Origin of the sequence: Aliivibrio sp. 1S175 (assembly GCF_001690985.1) — a bacterium.
Lineage (GTDB): Bacteria > Pseudomonadota > Gammaproteobacteria > Enterobacterales > Vibrionaceae > Aliivibrio.
Map to the genome: position 1 here is coordinate 28,610 of NZ_MAJS01000046.1, position 17,457 is coordinate 46,066.

Here is a 17,457-nt window from a genome sequence, read left to right on the forward strand (position 1 = left end):
AGATGAAAAATGGTAAAAAACACATCAGAACGGTATTCATTCACCATTCTGATGTGTTGATTTAATTCTTTAGTACGTGATCTTAATTTTGTTTGACGCTGAAATCGCATCTTCAATCGCAGTGTCCAGATTATCACGACGAGTAATCGCAACACCTAAACGGCGGCGACCATTTATTTCTGGTTTTCCAAACAGTTTTACTTGAGTTTGCGGTTGGCTTAAAGCCTCTGTTAGCCCATCAAAACGGATATTCGTTGATGTCCCTTGCCCTAAAATAACAGAAGAAGCAGCAGGGCCATATTGCGTAATACTATTAATTGGCATTCCAGTAAAGGCACGAACATGCAGAGCAAACTCAGACATTTCTTGTGACATTAGAGTGACTAACCCAGTATCGTGTGGACGAGGAGAGACTTCATTAAAATAAATATCATTACCTTTAATAAATAACTCTACGCCGAATAAACCGTACCCACCGAGCGCATTCACCACTTTTTCTGCGGCTTGTTGAGCTTGTTTTAATGCGGCTTCTGTCATTACTTGTGGTTGCCAAGATTCACGGTAATCCCCGTCTTCTTGTCGATGACCAATGGGCGCACAAAAATGAACACCATCAATAGCACGAACCGTTAATAATGAGATCTCATAATCGAAATCAACAAAGCCTTCAACTATGACTCGTCCAGCACCGGTACGGCCACCGTCTTGCGCATAATCCCATGAGTTTTTGATATCTGCTTCGGTTTTAATCACACTTTGGCCTTTACCTGATGAACTCATCACAGGCTTAATCACACAAGGCATTCCAACAAATTTAACGGCTTCAACTAACTCATCATAAGTATCGACAAAACGATAAGGTGAAGTCGGCAATTTTAATTCTTCAGCGGCTAAACGACGAATGCCTTCACGGTTCATGGTGAGCTTTGTCGCATTAGCGGTAGGGACGACATTAAGACCTTGCTTCTCTAACTCAACCAATTTATCTGTCGCAATGGCTTCAATTTCAGGCACGACATAATCTGGTTGCTCTTTTTTGATGATTTCTTCTAGTGCGTCAGCGTCTAACATATCAATAGCATAACTACGATGAGCGACTTGCATTGCAGGGGCGTTTAAATAGCGGTCAACCGCAATGACTTCTAAACCAAGACGCTGACATTCAATTGCCACTTCTTTACCAAGTTCGCCAGAGCCAAGCAATAATACTTTTGTTGCAGAAGAAGATAGAGCAGTACCAAACATAATAAATTCTCATGTAATCGTGAAATATGGCGCTATAATACTAAAATTCAGCCAATACGCAAACGTTTGCTTTTGGTTTTATCTTACTTTCAAGTTTATAAATATGGTATCTATATCACACTGCTAACCAAATTATAGGCAGTGTGAATGTGTTCGTTTGTATTCAATCTCACGGCTGTTATGCTATTTTTTTAATAAAGTAGTGGCATTGAATTATGGATGATCAAACCATTTGTGTACCTCATTCTGGAGAGACACAACAATGGGCGTTTTATGGTCTTTTAGAAAACAAGAAATTCGTTGTAAGTGACTGCATTAATATAAAAGACACTCCGAATGGATTAGGAAATCCAACCTGGCTATCTCAACAAAAAGCAGCGAAAGCGAATGCGCCAGTTGTCGATCTGATATTAAAGAAAGGGGCGATATTTGTCGGAAAAACTCAGATGGATGAGTTTGGTTTTGGCTTGCACGGTAATAATGCCCATTACGAAGCCATTTTAAATCCAAATAGTGAAGGGCGATTTATAGGCGGTTCTTCTTGCGGTGCTGTGGCGGCGGTTGCAAATGGGTTTGCTGATATTGGTTTAGGAACTGATTTAAATGGTGGCGTTCGGATCCCCGCGTTATATGCTGGTTTGTATGGGTTTAAATCGTCGACTTGCGGCGTCAATATGAATGGAATTGATAGCATAGCAAAAGAAGATACGTCACTTGGGTGGGTTGCAAAAAATTTATCAGACATAAGAAAAGTAGCAGCAACACTAACGCCAATGTCACCATTAGTGATGATTGATCGTATTGTGGTATTAGACAGCTTATTTCTTGATGTTCCTGATGAAGCAAAAGAAAAATTAGAAAAATTGCTTACGTCATCTCCCTATAATGTGGTTCGCAGTAAAGCGATCAGTAAGATCATTACCACAAAGGCCGCTGAGAGTTTTAAAGTTATCTCTGCAACAAGAGGGCTGCGAAATATCGAGCTTTGGATTGAAAAGAATAATTCAGTTGTTAGTGATGAAATTAAGATGCAAATGAAGTGGCTTGCTTCATTAAAATATAAAGATGAGCGTATCGCTTTAGAGCAAAGAGAGTTAGTTAAATCGGTTTTAGAATCGATTTTAGACGAAAAGACATTAATATTAATGCCAACAACGGCGAATACTGCACCGCCAAGAACGGCATCAGATGAACAGCTGTATAAGCTTAATACTCAAATATTGAAATATACATCGTTGGCCAGTTTAGCTGATTTACCACAATTACATCTTCCATGGTTTTCAGTAAATAATTCACCGTGGGGAATTTCATTAATTGGCCAAAAAGGAATGGACAGACAGCTTATTGATGCCGCTATTCGTTGGAAGAGTAATCAATAGATCTATTGAACTCGATGGGTAAGTAAACCTGAAATAAAAAATAGAGGAGGGCATGACCTCCTCTATTTATTCTTCATTACAAAGAAACGTATTCTAATACCATATTAGGGCTTAGATCTTTTAGCGTACATGTTGTAATCGCTAAATGACTAATCGCCCCTTTATGATCTTCAATCAATGCCGCTTTTTTTATCTCAGATAACGCTTCACGAGACATATTTGCGTGTACTAGAGCCACTTGTAGCGGTGGTAAACTAGGATTGAATGCTGCGTTTTCAGCATACATACCTGAGTAAATATTGCCGTTATTCATTTCTAACGCAACACCACTAAAGTTTTTAGAATAAGGAGCGTGACTGCGATTTGCCGCCTCGAACGCCGTGATTAGTAATGGCGAGTTAGATTCAAAAGTCAGCTCATGAGACACCTTCGCAAGTAAGCCGCCTTCAATGCCTAGATCTTTAGGGCCGAAAGATTCTGGTAAATACTCTTGTAGCGATTTTTCATCACGATCAGGCAGTTGAACCATCAAACTATCAGCGGTCGTTAATTCATTCATAAATTGACGACAGTGACCACAAGGACTGAAATTAATAGTGATGTCTAAAATGCCTGTTTCACCGTGGATCCAAGCGTGACTGATGGCAGATTGTTCTGCATGGATAGTTTGGCCTAGTTGAACATTGCTGAATTCCATGTTCGCACCAAAATATAAATCACCAGAAACACCGCGCGCGATTGCGCCAACATAGAAGTTAGAAATTGGGGCAACAGAAAATGCAGCAGCCAAAGGTAAAAGCGCCAATCTTAATTCTTTATCGCTTAATTCACTTTGAGAAAGTAAAGACAGAAACTGTTCTTTAGTAATGACACCAGTAAATTGCTCATTAATTAAAGGAGCAATAGCAGATAGCAATGAAGAAGGAAGTGTTTTCATCGCATCTTCTAAGCGTTGTTGCAGAGAGTCTTTATGTAGGGTGGTCATCTATATGATCCTTTTTAAATATTATGGGATCATTTTAGAGGGAATTAGAAACGAAACATAGATCAAGTTCACACTCAATGATGCAATTTTACATTAATTACATCATTGAGAGAGATGTCACACCGTATTTGGTGTTCTTTTATCCAATGATTAGTACATTAATAGCATTAGCGAATAAATCACAGGAGCAACTAAAGACGTAATAATTCCACAAATCACGAGGGCTAATGAACTAAATGCCGCATCTTGAGGGTTCACTTCAGCCGCTTGTGCTGTACCTAACGCATGAGAAACATTACCCATTGCTAAACCTCGCGCTAATGAGCTCTTTATCCCTAACAGGTTATAAATAGGGTAAGCGAAAATAGCCCCCATTAACCCTGCTAATAATACCAAGATAGCCGCTATAGCCGCTTCACCTTCAAGTTGTGATGAAATCGCCATCGCAATAGGTGTGGTTACTGATTTTGGTAAAATGCTAGCAACGAGCTGCATATCAGCGCCCATCCACACCGCTAAGAATGCGCCAGATAACATAGAGAACAAAGATCCAACACTACAAGCTAATAAAATAATCTTCCAGTTAGCACGTATATGGGGCAATTGTTCATACAATGGATAAGCTAAAGCAACAACAGCAGGCTGCAGTAAATAACTTAAAAATGCATTATCTGCATAGTAAGTTTCATAGGGAACCTTTAATACCATCAAAATAGGAATGACAATAAAAACACTCAATAATAATGGATTATTAAGCGGATGAGGAAAGCGTTTTGCAAACCAACGGGCTGAATAAAAAACAACGACCGTTAAAATAACCCACATTATTTATTACCTCTATCAAGACGATCGATAAATAATGACAGGCACACTAATACTAATAGCGACCCCCCCGCGGTACTCACAATAATAGGTATGGCGTTATCAAGCAGTAAATCAAAATGCGTCATTAACCCAACTGAAATAGGGATAAATAAGATCAGCATATTGCGCATAAAAAACTGACAGCCAGTTGCTGTCCAATCAGGCTTGCATACGCCAATTACCATTGCAGTAAATAGAATAAGCATTCCAATAATACTGCCGGGAACCGAAATGTTCAGCCACGATTGAAGTCCGTTACCCGCAAATAAGGAAGCAAAAATCCAAGCGAAAGAATAAATATATTTAATCATGATACTAACTGTTGTACGTAATTATAAACGGCGCGAAGAATCGCAGTCTTTTTCTCATTGCCTTCAGATTCAAGGTATAGATTTTCAAAGTTTGATTCATATTCAGGTAAATGAGTTTGGAAATAATCTTGCAAGTGAGCTTGCCACTTTAGCTGTTCTGATTCATTAAGCGTATGCGGGAAATTACGCGCACGATAACGGAACAGTAACGGTTTAATTCGTGGGTCACTGACATTTGGTTCAAAGTCGATTAGCTGCTCAGGTGTCGATTGACGGATCATATCAATCGCTGTTTTATCAGCATGAGAGAAGAAACCATCGTATAGAAGGGTATCTACATTAGTCGACTTTTCATAATTTGGTTCAATGCTGTACAAAGCAATCAGCTTCTGTCTGATCTCAGGATTATCACGGATCACTTTAAGATTTTTTAAACAGGCCGCTCTGTCTACATTTAGGTTTTCAGCATTCTCAGCCGTCAGCGTTTTTGCCGGCGCAAGAATAGGGCACTTGTTTAAATGCACGAGTTTTACCGGAACTGGCAATTCATCAGGCGCAAGATCAGCACGCTTGGTATACATACGTTGATGTAGTTGCTCTGCATCTAATTCTAGGAACACACTTGGGTCTAATGCTAAATCAATCGTAATGACCGCGTTGTTGTTCGTTGGGTGCCAAGCAACAGGCACAATCCAGCTGATATTGCCTCTATCTACGCCAAACATACCAGATACGTGCATTAACGGTGTCATTTCAACGATATCGATTAACGTTGCCGCTTTCTTTTTATGACGCATAGAAAGCAGGTAGTTAAACATTTTAGGTTGTGCTTTTTTAACCACTTTAGCTAACTCGATGGTGGCAATAACATCGGCCATCGCATCGTGGGCATTTTCATGTTCAATGCCATTTGCTTGAGAGAGTTTTTCTAATCTAAAGCTTGGTTTACCTTCTTCGTCTTTTGGCCATTGAATGCCTTCAGGACGTAGCGCATAAACGGCACGCATCACATCAAGTAGATCCCAACGTGAATTACCATTTTGCCAGCTCCAACCATACGGTTCAAAGAAGTTACGGTATAAGGTGTAGCGAGAAACTTCATCATCAAAACGAATGTTGTTGTAGCCTAATGAACACGTATTTGGCTGTGATAATTCCTTATGGATTTGAGTAATGAACTCAGGCTCAGACAAGCCTTTATTTACCGCAGTTTGTGGTGTGATACCCGTAATTAAACACGCTTCAGGAGAAGGTAAGTAATCAATTGGAGGGCGGCAGTAAATAACTAATGGCTCACCAATGATATTGAAATCTTCATCGGTACGAACCCCAGCAAATTGGCATGGGCGATCGAGAGATGGGCTAGTTCCCCATGTCTCATAATCGAAAAAGAAGAAACTTGGTGCGTTATCCTGCGGCATAAGTGTGTCCAATTAATAGCAATACATTAATTATCAGAGATCTATCACATAATCGCAAGGCATTAGAAACAGAAGAGGAAGAAAAATTAGAAGGGTCTTTATTGAGTGATGATCTTTGCTTAACGAGCATATTGACCACGAACAAATACATTCGTCATTTACGTGCGATGTTAAAGCGTGAGTATTGGCGAACGCATGACTTTAGACGCTCGTTATCTACAGGAATTTCAGCGCTTGGTGTTATGTCTTATGAGTGCTATGCAGAAAAGTTGATACTAGGTATGAGATAGAAGAATCCAGCTCAAATTATTAGCGGTTATTTTATTGAGTTGGAATTTTGGATGAATTTAGTCAAATATCTGTAATTTCAAGATAAATCAGTGTTACAGCTTTTGGAATGGTGTCTTAAAAATGAAAATCAGAAACAAATTGAAATCTAAAAGTGTCTATTTTGTTAATCATCACCTATATTCTTTTTGAACAAGAACTTGGTTCGGAATAAAAAATTAAAGCGAAATCAAGTGATAATAATTATATAGGAATCATTATGAATAAATACATGGCAGAGTTTATAGGTACATTTTGGCTAGTGCTAGGAGGGTGTGGTAGTGCCGTATTAGCCGCTGGTTTTCCTGAGCTAGGTATAGGGTTTGCCGGCGTAGCTCTGGCTTTTGGTTTAACCGTATTAACAATGGCATTTGCGATTGGACATATTTCAGGTTGTCACCTAAACCCAGCAGTATCTATCGGCCTTTGGGTTGGTGGACGCTTTGATGTAAAAGATCTCGTACCTTACATTATTTCACAAGTTTTAGGCGGGATTGCAGCAGGTGGTATCTTATATCTAATCGCAAGTGGTCAAGCTGGCTTTGATTTAGCGGGTGGTTTTGCCTCAAATGGTTTTGGTGAACATTCACCTGGTGGTTACACAATGACAGCGGCATTAATTACAGAAATTGTAATGACTGCAATGTTCTTAATTGTCATCATGGGTGCAACAGATAGCCGTGCTCCAGCAGGATTTGCACCGATTGCAATTGGTCTGTGTTTAACACTTATCCATTTAATCAGTATTCCTGTGACTAACACTTCTGTTAACCCTGCACGTAGTACAGCAGTTGCTTTGTATGCGGGTGATTGGGCTATATCTCAGCTTTGGTTATTCTGGATAGCTCCAATTGTGGGTGCTATTATTGGTGCTTTGATCTATAAAGTAATGGCGAAAGAGTCATAATACTTAAATAACCGTTTTAGAGAATAAATAAAAATGCCGATGATTTAATTCATCGGCATTTTTTATAACCATTTTTTAACCGCTATTTTTGATTTATTTGTTCCATCTCAGCTAAATCGTATTCTCTGATATCGATTTTAGCGTAATCATTACAGCTTGAGCAGGCGTAGTACTTTGCGCCATCACAGTATTGATGCTGTAATACCATCGCTGGTTTTTTACACCAGTCGCAGTGACCTTCTAAATTAAACATATGACTTTCTCTATTTATAGTACGATGAGCTTTATATGTTAAGTTATTGTTATTACATTTTGATAACATATTTGAGTGCGAAAATTATATAGAGATGTCTTAAATTGTAAAGCGTTGCCTCTAATATTGGGAGTCATCACGGCTTTAGTTGGCGATAAGCCTTATTTATTTCAGTCAGCATCACACCGTCGGTTCCATGATCAGGGTGGTGAAGTTGAGCAAGTTTACGATATTGTCTTTTAATATCTGAAGTACTGCTTTGTACTGTAATTCCTAATAATTGATAAGGCGTAAAGTTTAGCATTGCTGGTTTTCTTGCTGAATCTAACTCAATATTTAAGCGCTTGATTGTGACCTCTTGAGCGTCCGCTCTGATCTTCAACTTCTCGTTTGTATCTTGCAGACGCTTGAATTTTTCATTTTGCAGTGATTTAGCAAAATTAGTGTGCAGTGGTGAGTTTTCTTTCGTTTGATTAATGGCTTTTTTTAATCGCAATAACAGAAAAACCAGAATAACTATCATGATAACGATAAGTAAATAACTACCAAAAGTGATCAATGCCGTTGGTTTTTCTACTTGCGTGATAATAATTGTTTTTGGTTCAGGTGTTGCTTCTGGTTCAGTAAGTTTTGCTTGAGTTGTTTCAATCTGAAATGTTTCTTCTTGGGTGATTGGAGTTTGTTCCGATTTCTGTTGTTCTTCTGCTAATGACTCCAATACTCGTTTATAGCCAAGCATAGCCTCGCCATGCCCATTATGAGACGCAATTTGATACCACAAAGAGGCATTATATAAATCGACTTTGCCAGATAAGCCGTATTCATAAATCTCACCTAAATAGAATTGAGACGGTGGGTTATTTTGCGTTGCTGCGCGAGTAAACCAATAGATGGCTTGTTTACTGTCTTGAGCTACGCCATAACCATTTTTATAGATTTGGCCAAGGTTAAATTGGGCTGTGGTGTTATCTTGGATAGCCGCTTGTTTATACCACTGAATAGCATGATCAATATTGATGGGACGATTTGTGCCTGATTCATACTCCATTGCCAGTTTTACTTGCGCACGGGCATCACCCAATTCCGCTTTTTCTTCTAAAGAATTGGCATAAGTGGTGAAACTAAAAAGTAGAGCAATAATAAGTAAAATCGAACGAACCATAAATATAAAATTATTAACAATAAAAAGACGGCAACAGTGTAGCGATAGGGAGATAGAAAAGTAAAGGTAAAAGGATAACTAAGAAGGTAGGTAAGTTAATCTCCTTAAGGTTGCCTTTATTTCTTTGGCAGTATTATCATCAAGATACGTAGCTTCTTATTTAAATCCGAGAAAAAGGGCGCATGAGTTTCCTCAATACGCCCTAAATTTACTTGTTAACGCTGATTAGTCTTAGAGTGAATGAAGTATTATTTTACCTCTTCAAACTCTGCATCTACTACATCATCTTCTTGCTTAGGTTGCGCTCCTGCGTCAGCACCTTGTTGTGCTTGCGCTTTCTGTTGAGCAATTTCCATTAGCTTTTGTGCTGCTTGCATTAGCTCTTGAGTTTTCGCATCGATTGCTTCTTTATCATCACCTGACTTAACGTCTTCTAGCGCTTTGATTGCGGCTTCGATTTTTTCTTTCTCATCAGCGGGAAGTGCATCACCTGCTTCTTCGATTTGTTTCTTCGTACCGTGGATCATTTGATCCGCTTGGTTACGTGCTGTTACTAACTCTTCGAACTTTTTGTCCGCGTCTTTGTTTGCTTCAGCTTCTTGTACCATTGCTTCGATTTCTTCAGGAGTTAAACCACCAGATGCTTTAATCGTGATCTTCTGTTCTTTACCTGTTGTCTTATCTTTTGCAGATACGTTTAGGATACCATCAGCATCTAGATCGAACGTTACTTCGATTTGTGCCGTACCACGCGGTGCTGCTTGAATACCTTCTAGGTTAAATTGACCTAGAGATTTATTGTATGTCGCTTGCTTACGCTCACCTTGAAGTACGTGGATTGTTACCGCACTTTGGTTATCTTCAGCCGTTGAGAACGTTTGGTCCGCCTTAGTAGGGATCGTTGTGTTCTTCTCAATTAGTTTAGTCATAACACCACCCATCGTTTCGATACCGAAAGAGAGAGGAGTCACATCTAAAAGAAGGACATCTTTAACATCACCCGCTAGAACGCCACCTTGAACTGCTGCACCCATTGCGACTGCTTCATCAGGGTTTACATCACGACGCGCTTCTTTACCAAAGAAATCAGCCACTTTTGCTTGAACCATAGGCATACGTGTTTGGCCACCAACTAGGATAACATCAGTGATGGAATCAATAGTTAGATCAGCATCGGCTAGAGCCACTTTTAACGGTTCAAGCGTACGAATGACTAAGTCTTCAACTAGAGATTCTAGTTTTGCGCGCGTCACTTTAACGTTCATGTGCTTAGGACCAGTTGCATCAGCAGTAACGTAAGGAAGGTTTACGTCAGTTTGTTGAGCTGAAGACAGTTCAATCTTCGCTTTTTCTGCTGCTTCTTTAACACGTTGCATAGCCAGTGGATCAGTTTTAAGGTTGATACCTTGTTCTTTTTTGAACTCGTCAACTAAGAAATTGATCATACGGTTATCGAAATCTTCACCACCTAGGTGAGTATCGCCGTTTGTTGCAAGCACTTCGAACGTTTGCTCGCCATCAACGTTGTCGATTTCAATGATAGAGATATCGAAGGTACCACCACCAAGATCGTATACTGCGATAGTGCGCTCGCCGCCTTTTTTATCTAGGCCGTAAGCCAGTGCCGCCGCTGTTGGTTCATTGATGATACGTTTAACATCAAGACCTGCGATACGACCTGCATCTTTCGTTGCTTGACGTTGAGCATCATTAAAGTAAGCAGGAACCGTAATTACCGCGCCAGTTACTTCTTCGCCTAGGAAATCTTCCGCTGTTTTCTTCATTTTCTTAAGAATTTCAGCAGACACTTGAGGCGCAGCCATTTTTTGGCCTCGCGCTTCAACCCAAGCATCACCGTTATCAGCTTTAACAATTTTGTACGGCATGATTTCGATATCACGTTGAACTTCTTCGTCTTCAAAACGACGGCCAATAAGACGCTTAATCGCAAACAAGGTATTTTGTGGATTAGTAATCGCTTGACGTTTAGCTGGCTGACCAACAAGTGTTTCGCCATCTGTGTAAGCAATTACCGATGCCGTTGTACGTTCGCCTTCCGCATTTTCTAAGATACGTGGTGTGTCGCCATCTAAAACAGCAACACAAGAATTCGTTGTACCTAGGTCGATACCAATGATTTTACCCATAATAATTTTTCCTTTGAATTCGCATTAGTTATTATAATGCAAATAATTTAAATTTGATGTTATTTAATAAGCGTAAACTTAGTGTGTATTTACGAGTTTACGCTATTCTCAATGAAATATGATGATGCTTATTCGCGTTAATCAATAGGTGAGGGCTGTATTTTTATAGTAAATACAATGCGTTGTTATCACCGATGAGTAACGATAATATGTGTTATTGATTGATTAAAATCTTACGCGCTTGCACGGCTTCTGGTACTTCTCGAACTAGGTCGATATGAAGTAATCCATTTTCCATGCTTGCTGCAGATACGGTTACATAATCAGCAAGTTGAAATTTTCGTTCAAAGTTGCGCTCTGCAATGCCTTGATAGACGTAAGTTGGCTTTATTTCAGATGAAGTAATTTCACCTGACACAATCAGCATATGTTCGTCTTGAGAAATTGTTAACGAATCTTCAGAGAAACCAGCAACAGCCATGGTAATACGGTAGTTGTTCTCGTCTTTCTGTTCGATGTTATAGGGTGGGTAACCAGTTTGAGATGGTTTGTTAGCGCTGTTCTCTACAAGATTAAACAGGCGATCAAAACCAATGGCATGACGGTATAGGGGAGTGAAATCGATATTACGCATAATACTATCCTTTAAAATAAGCAATAGTTCTCGACGCATTAAGCGAGGAGAAAGAACACATATTCAGAGCCAATGTAAACTCATTAATGACATATGGTTCAGGATTAAATGTTAGAAAGAACGCTACTATTCTTAAATAAGTAATCAGTAGAGCCGCTTCATTGTGATAACGTTTTGTTCCCTATAATAAGGCGAACCCGTTATCCATGAACTCCAAATGGCAATTCATGTAATCAATATATGCTTCCGAAACTTTGGTGTCAATACTTTGATTAGAAAATTTAATGATTATTTTTTATGGTGGGTAGTTTTTGAATGTTGATAACGTTATTGTACTTTGAAAATACTTTTAAAACGTAAGGATAATTTATGATAAGAAAAATCTTATTAGTGATTTTAACTCTTATTTTGTTAGTTGTAGCAGCTGGGATCTATCGTTTTAATTTCACTAATGATGATATTTATGTCGTGCAAACTGATGATCAAGTCGTTCCTTTTGATATAACAAATAACGTAGATCCGAAGAATAACGTCATGCTAATGTTATTTAGCTTTGATATCGATCGCTACTGGCAGATCCAATTGCCTGATTCTGAAGCGAAAGCGCCTCTAACTGATCTCAGAGAGTATGATGATCTTCATCTTGCTACAGGGAAATACCAAGATGGTGATGAGCATGGTTTAGTCAGTTTAGATTACTATAACATCACCCCTTTACATCTTGGCAATATTGACGATGAAATGGTTTTCTCTGCGCCATTTTCTGTGTCAAACCAAGGAACTGGCACTTTCTGGTATTTGGGATTATTTAACTTAAATACCAATACAGGCGAGATTGGACAAATAGACACCTTCTTTCTTGGAGACAGAATAAAAGTGAATGAATTGAAAACAGATGAACCGTTTGATGTGACTTCGAGCCTTTATGTCTCTTATTTTAAGCATGATCAAAAACAAAGCATGGCTGAAATACCAAGTGAAAGAGTAGATCAGTACATAAAGGTATCTATTGAAGGCTTTCAGGATAAACCTTGAATGTAATGTAGATAACTGCGGTTATTAACGTGAGAGTTAAGCGTGGCGTAACTGAGGTTTAATTCATTGATTGAGTTTCGGTAACGTCTTAAATTGAATCTGGTTTAAGTTCAACGCAAAAGGCTGTGTCTGCTTATCAGCAATTAAAAACCCGACTTGTTTGACGTCGTCAGCAACAAGTTCAGGAGCATCACTAAGTAATCGCCCTCTAAAGACAGCCTGAAAGTCTGTTAAGTTAAATCCCTTTTTCTGCAGTTTTCCCTTTGTGGTGGAAAATACATGTTTGTAGTGAATAGGGGATCCGTCTTTCCACGTTGTTAGCCTTAATTGGTAGGTGCGTCCATCACCAATGAACATCAGTTCGACCGTGTTCATTTCTTTGGGTAGAGGCTCAATCGAGCGTTTTATTGAACTGAAGCCTCCATTATTGACGAGCGACAATTCACCTTGAAATTGAGACGATTTACCGTCATAGGTGAGTCGTCCCATTGACATTCCGCCCATCACGTTATCATTTATCGCTAACCACTTTTGATGCTCAGTAGGTTTTGTAAAATCAATCCTGTGTATTGCCCGTTCATTCATGCCGAATCCTTTTTATCACAATGATTTTCTGTAATTATGGCTAAGCATTGCTTGGTGAAATACGAATAATTTGATGATTTGTCGAATTCTATTTTAAGTGATCCATGAAACATTAGCGTGACAATAACATCCTTATAACCAAGCCAGCAGGTATAACCATCATAATCGTGCCATGCACATATATCGTCTAAGTGATACTTAGTATTCTGTAGATCGCCAGATGAACGAACGCAATCGAATACTCTGAGAAACTCTTTGGTTGTAAGTCTGCTGTCCATAGGCAACTCCTGTTTCGTATGTGATGGGTACAATAGGTTGTCCTAAACTAACTACGATTGAGCTCCACATTTAGATCACCAAGAGTATGTAGGTTGCTAATAAAAAAATGGATGCAGTCTAATCAACGGCATCCATTACTATTTAAAATTACAGGTACGTATTTAGGCTATTTCTGAGGCGTAATTAAGTACTTTTCACCTGTCGCTTGTTTAGAATAAGCGGCTAATGATTGTAATTTTAATACCTCTGCTAGAGACACTTCATGCGTGTAATGGCTAGCAAATGTGGTGGTGATTTCATCAGCAACACGTTTACGCATTGCAATGACAGTTTCAGTTCCTAGTTTACCTAACGCATTGAATAATAAGAAACCATTAACACCCCAAGCAAAACCGAAGTTACGATTCAACGTAATAGGACCACGATTTAATGCACCATAAATATACACTTGCTTGAAAGTGTCAGAGCCATAAACGCTGTGCTCTTTCATATCACGAGCCGCAGCAACTTCCATGCAGTTAAGTATGTCACTGGTTAATTGACCGCCACCAATTGGGTCAAACGCAATTGTTGCTCCGGTTTCAATAATCGCCGCCGTTAAATCGGCAAGGAAAGTCTCACTGCTTGAGTTAACAACATACTTTGCGCCCATGTCACGTAATAGCGTTTCTTGTTCTTCTTTACGTACAATGTTAATTAAATCGACGCCATCGGCAATACAAATACGGTTTAACATTTGACCAAGATTAGACGCAGCAGCGGCATGGATGATGGCTTTATGACCTTCTGCACGCATTGTTGCAACCATTGCTAATGCAGTAAGCGGGTTAACAAAAGACGAGGCACCTTCTTTCGCTGTCGTACCTTCTTTTAGTTCTAAGCAGCTTTTCACATTCGCGCAGAGAAACTGACGGTAAGTTCCGCCGCCAATTACCGCAACGGTTTTACCCATTAACGCTTGTGCTGCAGGTGATGATCCCGCAGCTATAACGGTTCCTGCGCCTTCATTTCCAACAGGAATTGCTTTACCCACACGCTTTACAAGCGATGGCATAAATTGAGCCGGAACATCAGCAGTAATCACAGGATGTTGAGAAGTACCTGATTGCTCTGCGGTAGTCATATCAGCGGCACTGAATAAAACGCCTAAATCAGATGGGTTTAATGGGGCAGCTTCAATGCGAATAACGACTTCATCGGCATTAGGTTGTGGCATGTCGATGTCTTGTAGAGAAAGTGTGAGCTTATTGTCTTCGCTAATTGTTGAAATAAGTTGGATATTTGTATCTTTCATTGGGTTTCTCCAGCAAATAATTAATTTTTTTAGCCAAAAATGGCATTGTATTTGGTCTGCTTTATTTGTAGTTCACTATTCGTTTTTTATCACTAAGCGTTACTTTGCCAGCCGGACTTATTGTGAGTAACTCATTACTACCACCGTAAATCAGGTTTTCTTGAAAGGGTAGTAGCTTGTATAGCAGTGCATGCTTTACTAGGTTGTAATAGTTACTAGACGCGAAACCGTGCAAAGTAATCATAAATCGTTTTTCCACTACTTAATGTGAAGGTAGCAATAGTTAAGTTACACGTATTATTACTTGTTTTAATTCGGTTATATATAGGGATAAATGCGAATCACTATTGCTTTTAAAGCAACAATAAATAGAGATAGAGAAATGAATGATGCCGTTTTTTAGATGAATATTGATGAGGTATGCAAAGGAAACGGTGTCGAAATGAGAGTTAAAACTGACTAAACCAACTATCATCAGCGGATAAAATAGGTGTTTCTCTGGTTGTTTTGTGAACCATAACGTTTCTTTTTACGTAAGTATCTTGATGAGTATGGGTAGCCACAAAGTAGACGATTACAGCTATCTGTAGCGAAGTTGAAGAAGAGTGAAAATGGTGTTGTTACGATAGGTTTGGTGAATGGAAAAGGATGAAAAAATCACAGTTACCAGAAAAAATATGTGTCGTTTGTCATAGGCCATTCAGTTGGCGAAAGAAATGGGAGCGAGATTGGCCTATGGTTAAATATTGCTCCAAACGCTGTCAGTCTTTACGACATCAACGTGAATAATAAATCTACGAACGAAGATTTAAGATAGAGGATGATTATGAGCGCTACCCCTTACCGTTTACGACTCATTTTAGGTGACCAATTAAATGCCAGTCACTCTTGGTTTAGCCAAACCGATCCACAAACACTCTATGTCATTGCTGAAATGCATCAAGAGGCTGTCTACGTAAAACACCACGTTCAAAAGGTGTGCGCTTTTTTTGCTGCAATGGCGCAATTTGCAACAGCGTTAGAAAGCGCGGGGCATCGGGTAATACAGTTAACCTTAGATGATACTGAGCGATTTGAAAAAATAGACGATCTATTAAATTATCTTATTACTGAGCATCAAATTACTCACTTTGAATATCAGCTCCCTGATGAATATCGTTTACGTAACATGCTCGATAAATATTGCTTGTCGCTATCGATATCTTCTCGAGTTTATGAAAGCGAGCACTTCTTTCTCTCTGAAGCGCAAATTGAAAAAGAGTTTAAGCCGAACCATCATCATCGCATGGAACCCTTTTATCGTAAGATGAGAAAGCGCTTTAATATTCTGATGGAAGAGGGAGAGCCCGTTGCAGGGAAGTGGAACTTTGACAGTGCAAATCAAAATAAATTAAAGCGTACTGAATTTGATAGTGTGCCAACGCCCTTATTATTTGCTAACGATGTATCTGATATTCTTGAACGTTTAGAGCGGCATAATATAAAGACCATTGGCCAAGCAGATAAGCAATTATTGTGGCCTGTAAATCGACAGCAAGCGAGTGAATTGTTGGTGTTTTTCTGTCGTTATTGTTTGCCATTGTTTGGTCAGTTTCAAGATGCGATGACGTGTAAGCTTGATGATATGCTCACTCAAAAGCAATGGAGTTTGTTCCACAGCCGTTTATCCTTCGCATTAAACGCAAAAATACTCAGCCCTAAGCAAGTAATAGATGCCGCCATTATGGAATTTAACCAACGACCTGATGATATTAATATTGCACAGATAGAAGGTTTTGTGCGTCAGATATTAGGTTGGAGGGAGTTTGTACGCGGGATCTACTGGCGGAATATGCCAACCTATCAGAGTTTGAACAAACTCAACGCTTCATTGTCATTACCAAGTTGGTTTTGGACAGGGGAAACAAAAATGAATTGTATGCATCATGCGATACAGCAGTCTCTTGATTTCGCCTATGCACACCATATTCAACGGTTAATGATTACCGGTAATTTTTGTTTATTAACAGGCATTAAACCTGACGAAGTAGATGAGTGGTATTTAGGGATTTATATTGACGCGATTGAGTGGGTTGAAATGCCGAACACACGCGGCATGAGTCAGTTTGCAGATGGGGGCATTGTTGCTTCTAAGGCTTACGCAGCCAGCGGTAACTACGTGAATAAAATGAGTGATTATTGCCCTGATTGTCACTATAACGTAAAGCAGGTGAGTGAAGAGACAGCGTGCCCATTAAATGCGTTGTATTGGCACTTTATGCATACACACATTGAGCAGTTTACTAATAATCCACGAACCAGAATGGTCTATGCGAATTGGAAGAAAAAATCAGCAGAGCAGCAGCAAGCGATATTAGATAGAGCGAAACTGTTGTTATTGAATATTGAGGGGTTGTAAGTGTTTCTAACAAAATATAGTCCAAGCTAACTCGTTTTTTCCTTAAAATTATTTAGCACTTGCTGAGCTAGAAATATCAGTATCATTCTTTATTCTATTTTTTCTAATACCTAATAAGTGCCTATAAAGTTGGTAGCTATTCATTATTAGTGTTTGACTCACCCTGACAGGCAATACAGTGGGAAAGTCCAAATAATTACCACAAAATAATTAATTATGACTTCAACTCAC

At 39.2% G+C, this 17,457-nt stretch carries 19 protein-coding genes; 6 read left to right on the forward strand and 13 right to left on the reverse strand.

Annotation, left to right across the window (positions count from 1 at the left end):
• Positions 1-69: 69 nt before the first annotated feature.
• Positions 70-1,245 carry a formate-dependent phosphoribosylglycinamide formyltransferase gene (gene purT / locus A6E06_RS13050; RefSeq protein WP_065591300.1) on the reverse strand — a complete coding sequence of 392 codons (1,176 nt, stop codon included), beginning with the start codon at positions 1,243-1,245 and terminating at the stop codon, positions 70-72.
• Positions 1,246-1,460: 215 nt separating this feature from the next.
• Here purT and A6E06_RS13055 point away from each other — a divergent pair, with 215 nt between their 5' ends.
• Positions 1,461-2,624: an amidase family protein gene (locus tag A6E06_RS13055; RefSeq protein WP_065591299.1), complete on the forward strand. Its 1,164-nt coding sequence runs from the start codon at positions 1,461-1,463 to the stop codon at positions 2,622-2,624.
• Positions 2,625-2,700: 76 nt separating this feature from the next.
• Here the strand turns inward: A6E06_RS13055 and cdd are convergent, their stop codons facing one another.
• From cdd to sbcB, 4 genes are all read right to left on the reverse strand, one after another.
• Complete coding sequence (gene cdd / locus A6E06_RS13060) at positions 2,701-3,609, reverse strand: cytidine deaminase (protein ID WP_065591298.1); 909 nt, start codon at positions 3,607-3,609, stop codon at positions 2,701-2,703.
• Positions 3,610-3,759: 150 nt separating this feature from the next.
• Positions 3,760-4,434, reverse strand: coding sequence for a CidB/LrgB family autolysis modulator (locus A6E06_RS13065; protein WP_065591297.1), 675 nt, complete (start codon positions 4,432-4,434; stop codon positions 3,760-3,762).
• A complete protein-coding gene (locus tag A6E06_RS13070) occupies positions 4,434-4,784 on the reverse strand; it encodes a CidA/LrgA family protein (protein WP_065591296.1) in 351 nt (116 codons plus the stop codon). The genes A6E06_RS13065 and A6E06_RS13070 overlap by 1 nt, the downstream gene beginning before the upstream one ends.
• Positions 4,781-6,205: an exodeoxyribonuclease I gene (gene sbcB / locus A6E06_RS13075; protein WP_065591295.1), complete on the reverse strand. Its 1,425-nt coding sequence runs from the start codon at positions 6,203-6,205 to the stop codon at positions 4,781-4,783. The genes A6E06_RS13070 and sbcB overlap by 4 nt, the downstream gene beginning before the upstream one ends.
• 2 nt (positions 6,206-6,207) lie before the next feature.
• On the opposite strand from sbcB, the gene A6E06_RS19985 reads away from it, so the two are divergent.
• Together A6E06_RS19985 and aqpZ are read left to right on the forward strand one after the other, a co-directional pair.
• Positions 6,208-6,495: a hypothetical protein gene (locus tag A6E06_RS19985; protein ID WP_065591294.1), complete on the forward strand. Its 288-nt coding sequence runs from the start codon at positions 6,208-6,210 to the stop codon at positions 6,493-6,495.
• A 257-nt stretch (positions 6,496-6,752) separates the two neighbouring features.
• Positions 6,753-7,439, forward strand: coding sequence for an aquaporin Z (gene aqpZ / locus A6E06_RS13085; protein ID WP_065591293.1), 687 nt, complete (start codon positions 6,753-6,755; stop codon positions 7,437-7,439).
• Positions 7,440-7,521: 82 nt separating this feature from the next.
• On the opposite strand, the gene A6E06_RS19845 is transcribed toward aqpZ, so the two are convergent.
• From A6E06_RS19845 to A6E06_RS13100, 4 genes are all read right to left on the reverse strand, one after another.
• A complete protein-coding gene (locus A6E06_RS19845) occupies positions 7,522-7,692 on the reverse strand; it encodes a hypothetical protein (protein ID WP_141676968.1) in 171 nt (56 codons plus the stop codon).
• 136 nt (positions 7,693-7,828) lie between these two features.
• Positions 7,829-8,854 (reverse strand): J domain-containing protein, encoded by a 1,026-nt coding sequence (locus tag A6E06_RS13090; protein ID WP_065591292.1) that lies wholly within the window; start codon positions 8,852-8,854, stop codon positions 7,829-7,831.
• Between the two features lie 248 nt (positions 8,855-9,102).
• On the reverse strand, positions 9,103-11,001 hold the full coding sequence (gene dnaK, locus A6E06_RS13095) for a molecular chaperone DnaK (RefSeq protein ID WP_065591291.1): 1,899 nt from the start codon (positions 10,999-11,001) through the stop codon (positions 9,103-9,105).
• A 214-nt stretch (positions 11,002-11,215) separates the two neighbouring features.
• A complete protein-coding gene (locus A6E06_RS13100; protein WP_065591290.1) occupies positions 11,216-11,635 on the reverse strand; it encodes an Hsp20 family protein in 420 nt (139 codons plus the stop codon).
• A 369-nt stretch (positions 11,636-12,004) separates the two neighbouring features.
• On the opposite strand from A6E06_RS13100, the gene A6E06_RS13105 reads away from it, so the two are divergent.
• Positions 12,005-12,670 (forward strand): hypothetical protein, encoded by a 666-nt coding sequence (locus tag A6E06_RS13105; protein ID WP_065591289.1) that lies wholly within the window; start codon positions 12,005-12,007, stop codon positions 12,668-12,670.
• 63 nt (positions 12,671-12,733) lie between these two features.
• On the opposite strand, the gene A6E06_RS13110 is transcribed toward A6E06_RS13105, so the two are convergent.
• The 4 genes from A6E06_RS13110 to A6E06_RS20220 all read right to left on the reverse strand — a co-directional run bounded on the left by A6E06_RS13110 (position 12,734) and on the right by A6E06_RS20220 (position 15,072).
• A complete protein-coding gene (locus tag A6E06_RS13110) occupies positions 12,734-13,255 on the reverse strand; it encodes a CIA30 family protein (RefSeq protein ID WP_065591288.1) in 522 nt (173 codons plus the stop codon).
• Complete coding sequence (locus A6E06_RS13115) at positions 13,252-13,533, reverse strand: DUF3081 domain-containing protein (RefSeq protein ID WP_065591287.1); 282 nt, start codon at positions 13,531-13,533, stop codon at positions 13,252-13,254. Before A6E06_RS13115 ends, A6E06_RS13110 begins: the two co-directional genes overlap by 4 nt.
• Positions 13,534-13,700: 167 nt before the next feature.
• On the reverse strand, positions 13,701-14,828 hold the full coding sequence (locus A6E06_RS13120; protein WP_065591286.1) for a zinc-binding dehydrogenase: 1,128 nt from the start codon (positions 14,826-14,828) through the stop codon (positions 13,701-13,703).
• Positions 14,829-14,889: 61 nt separating this feature from the next.
• Complete coding sequence (locus tag A6E06_RS20220) at positions 14,890-15,072, reverse strand: glutathione S-transferase N-terminal domain-containing protein (protein WP_065591285.1); 183 nt, start codon at positions 15,070-15,072, stop codon at positions 14,890-14,892.
• Positions 15,073-15,476: 404 nt separating this feature from the next.
• On the opposite strand from A6E06_RS20220, the gene A6E06_RS19620 reads away from it, so the two are divergent.
• Positions 15,477-15,617: a DUF2256 domain-containing protein gene (locus A6E06_RS19620; RefSeq protein WP_083190336.1), complete on the forward strand. Its 141-nt coding sequence runs from the start codon at positions 15,477-15,479 to the stop codon at positions 15,615-15,617.
• Positions 15,618-15,654: 37 nt separating this feature from the next.
• Positions 15,655-17,226, forward strand: coding sequence for a cryptochrome/photolyase family protein (locus tag A6E06_RS13125; RefSeq protein ID WP_065591284.1), 1,572 nt, complete (start codon positions 15,655-15,657; stop codon positions 17,224-17,226).
• Positions 17,227-17,457 lie beyond the last annotated feature (231 nt).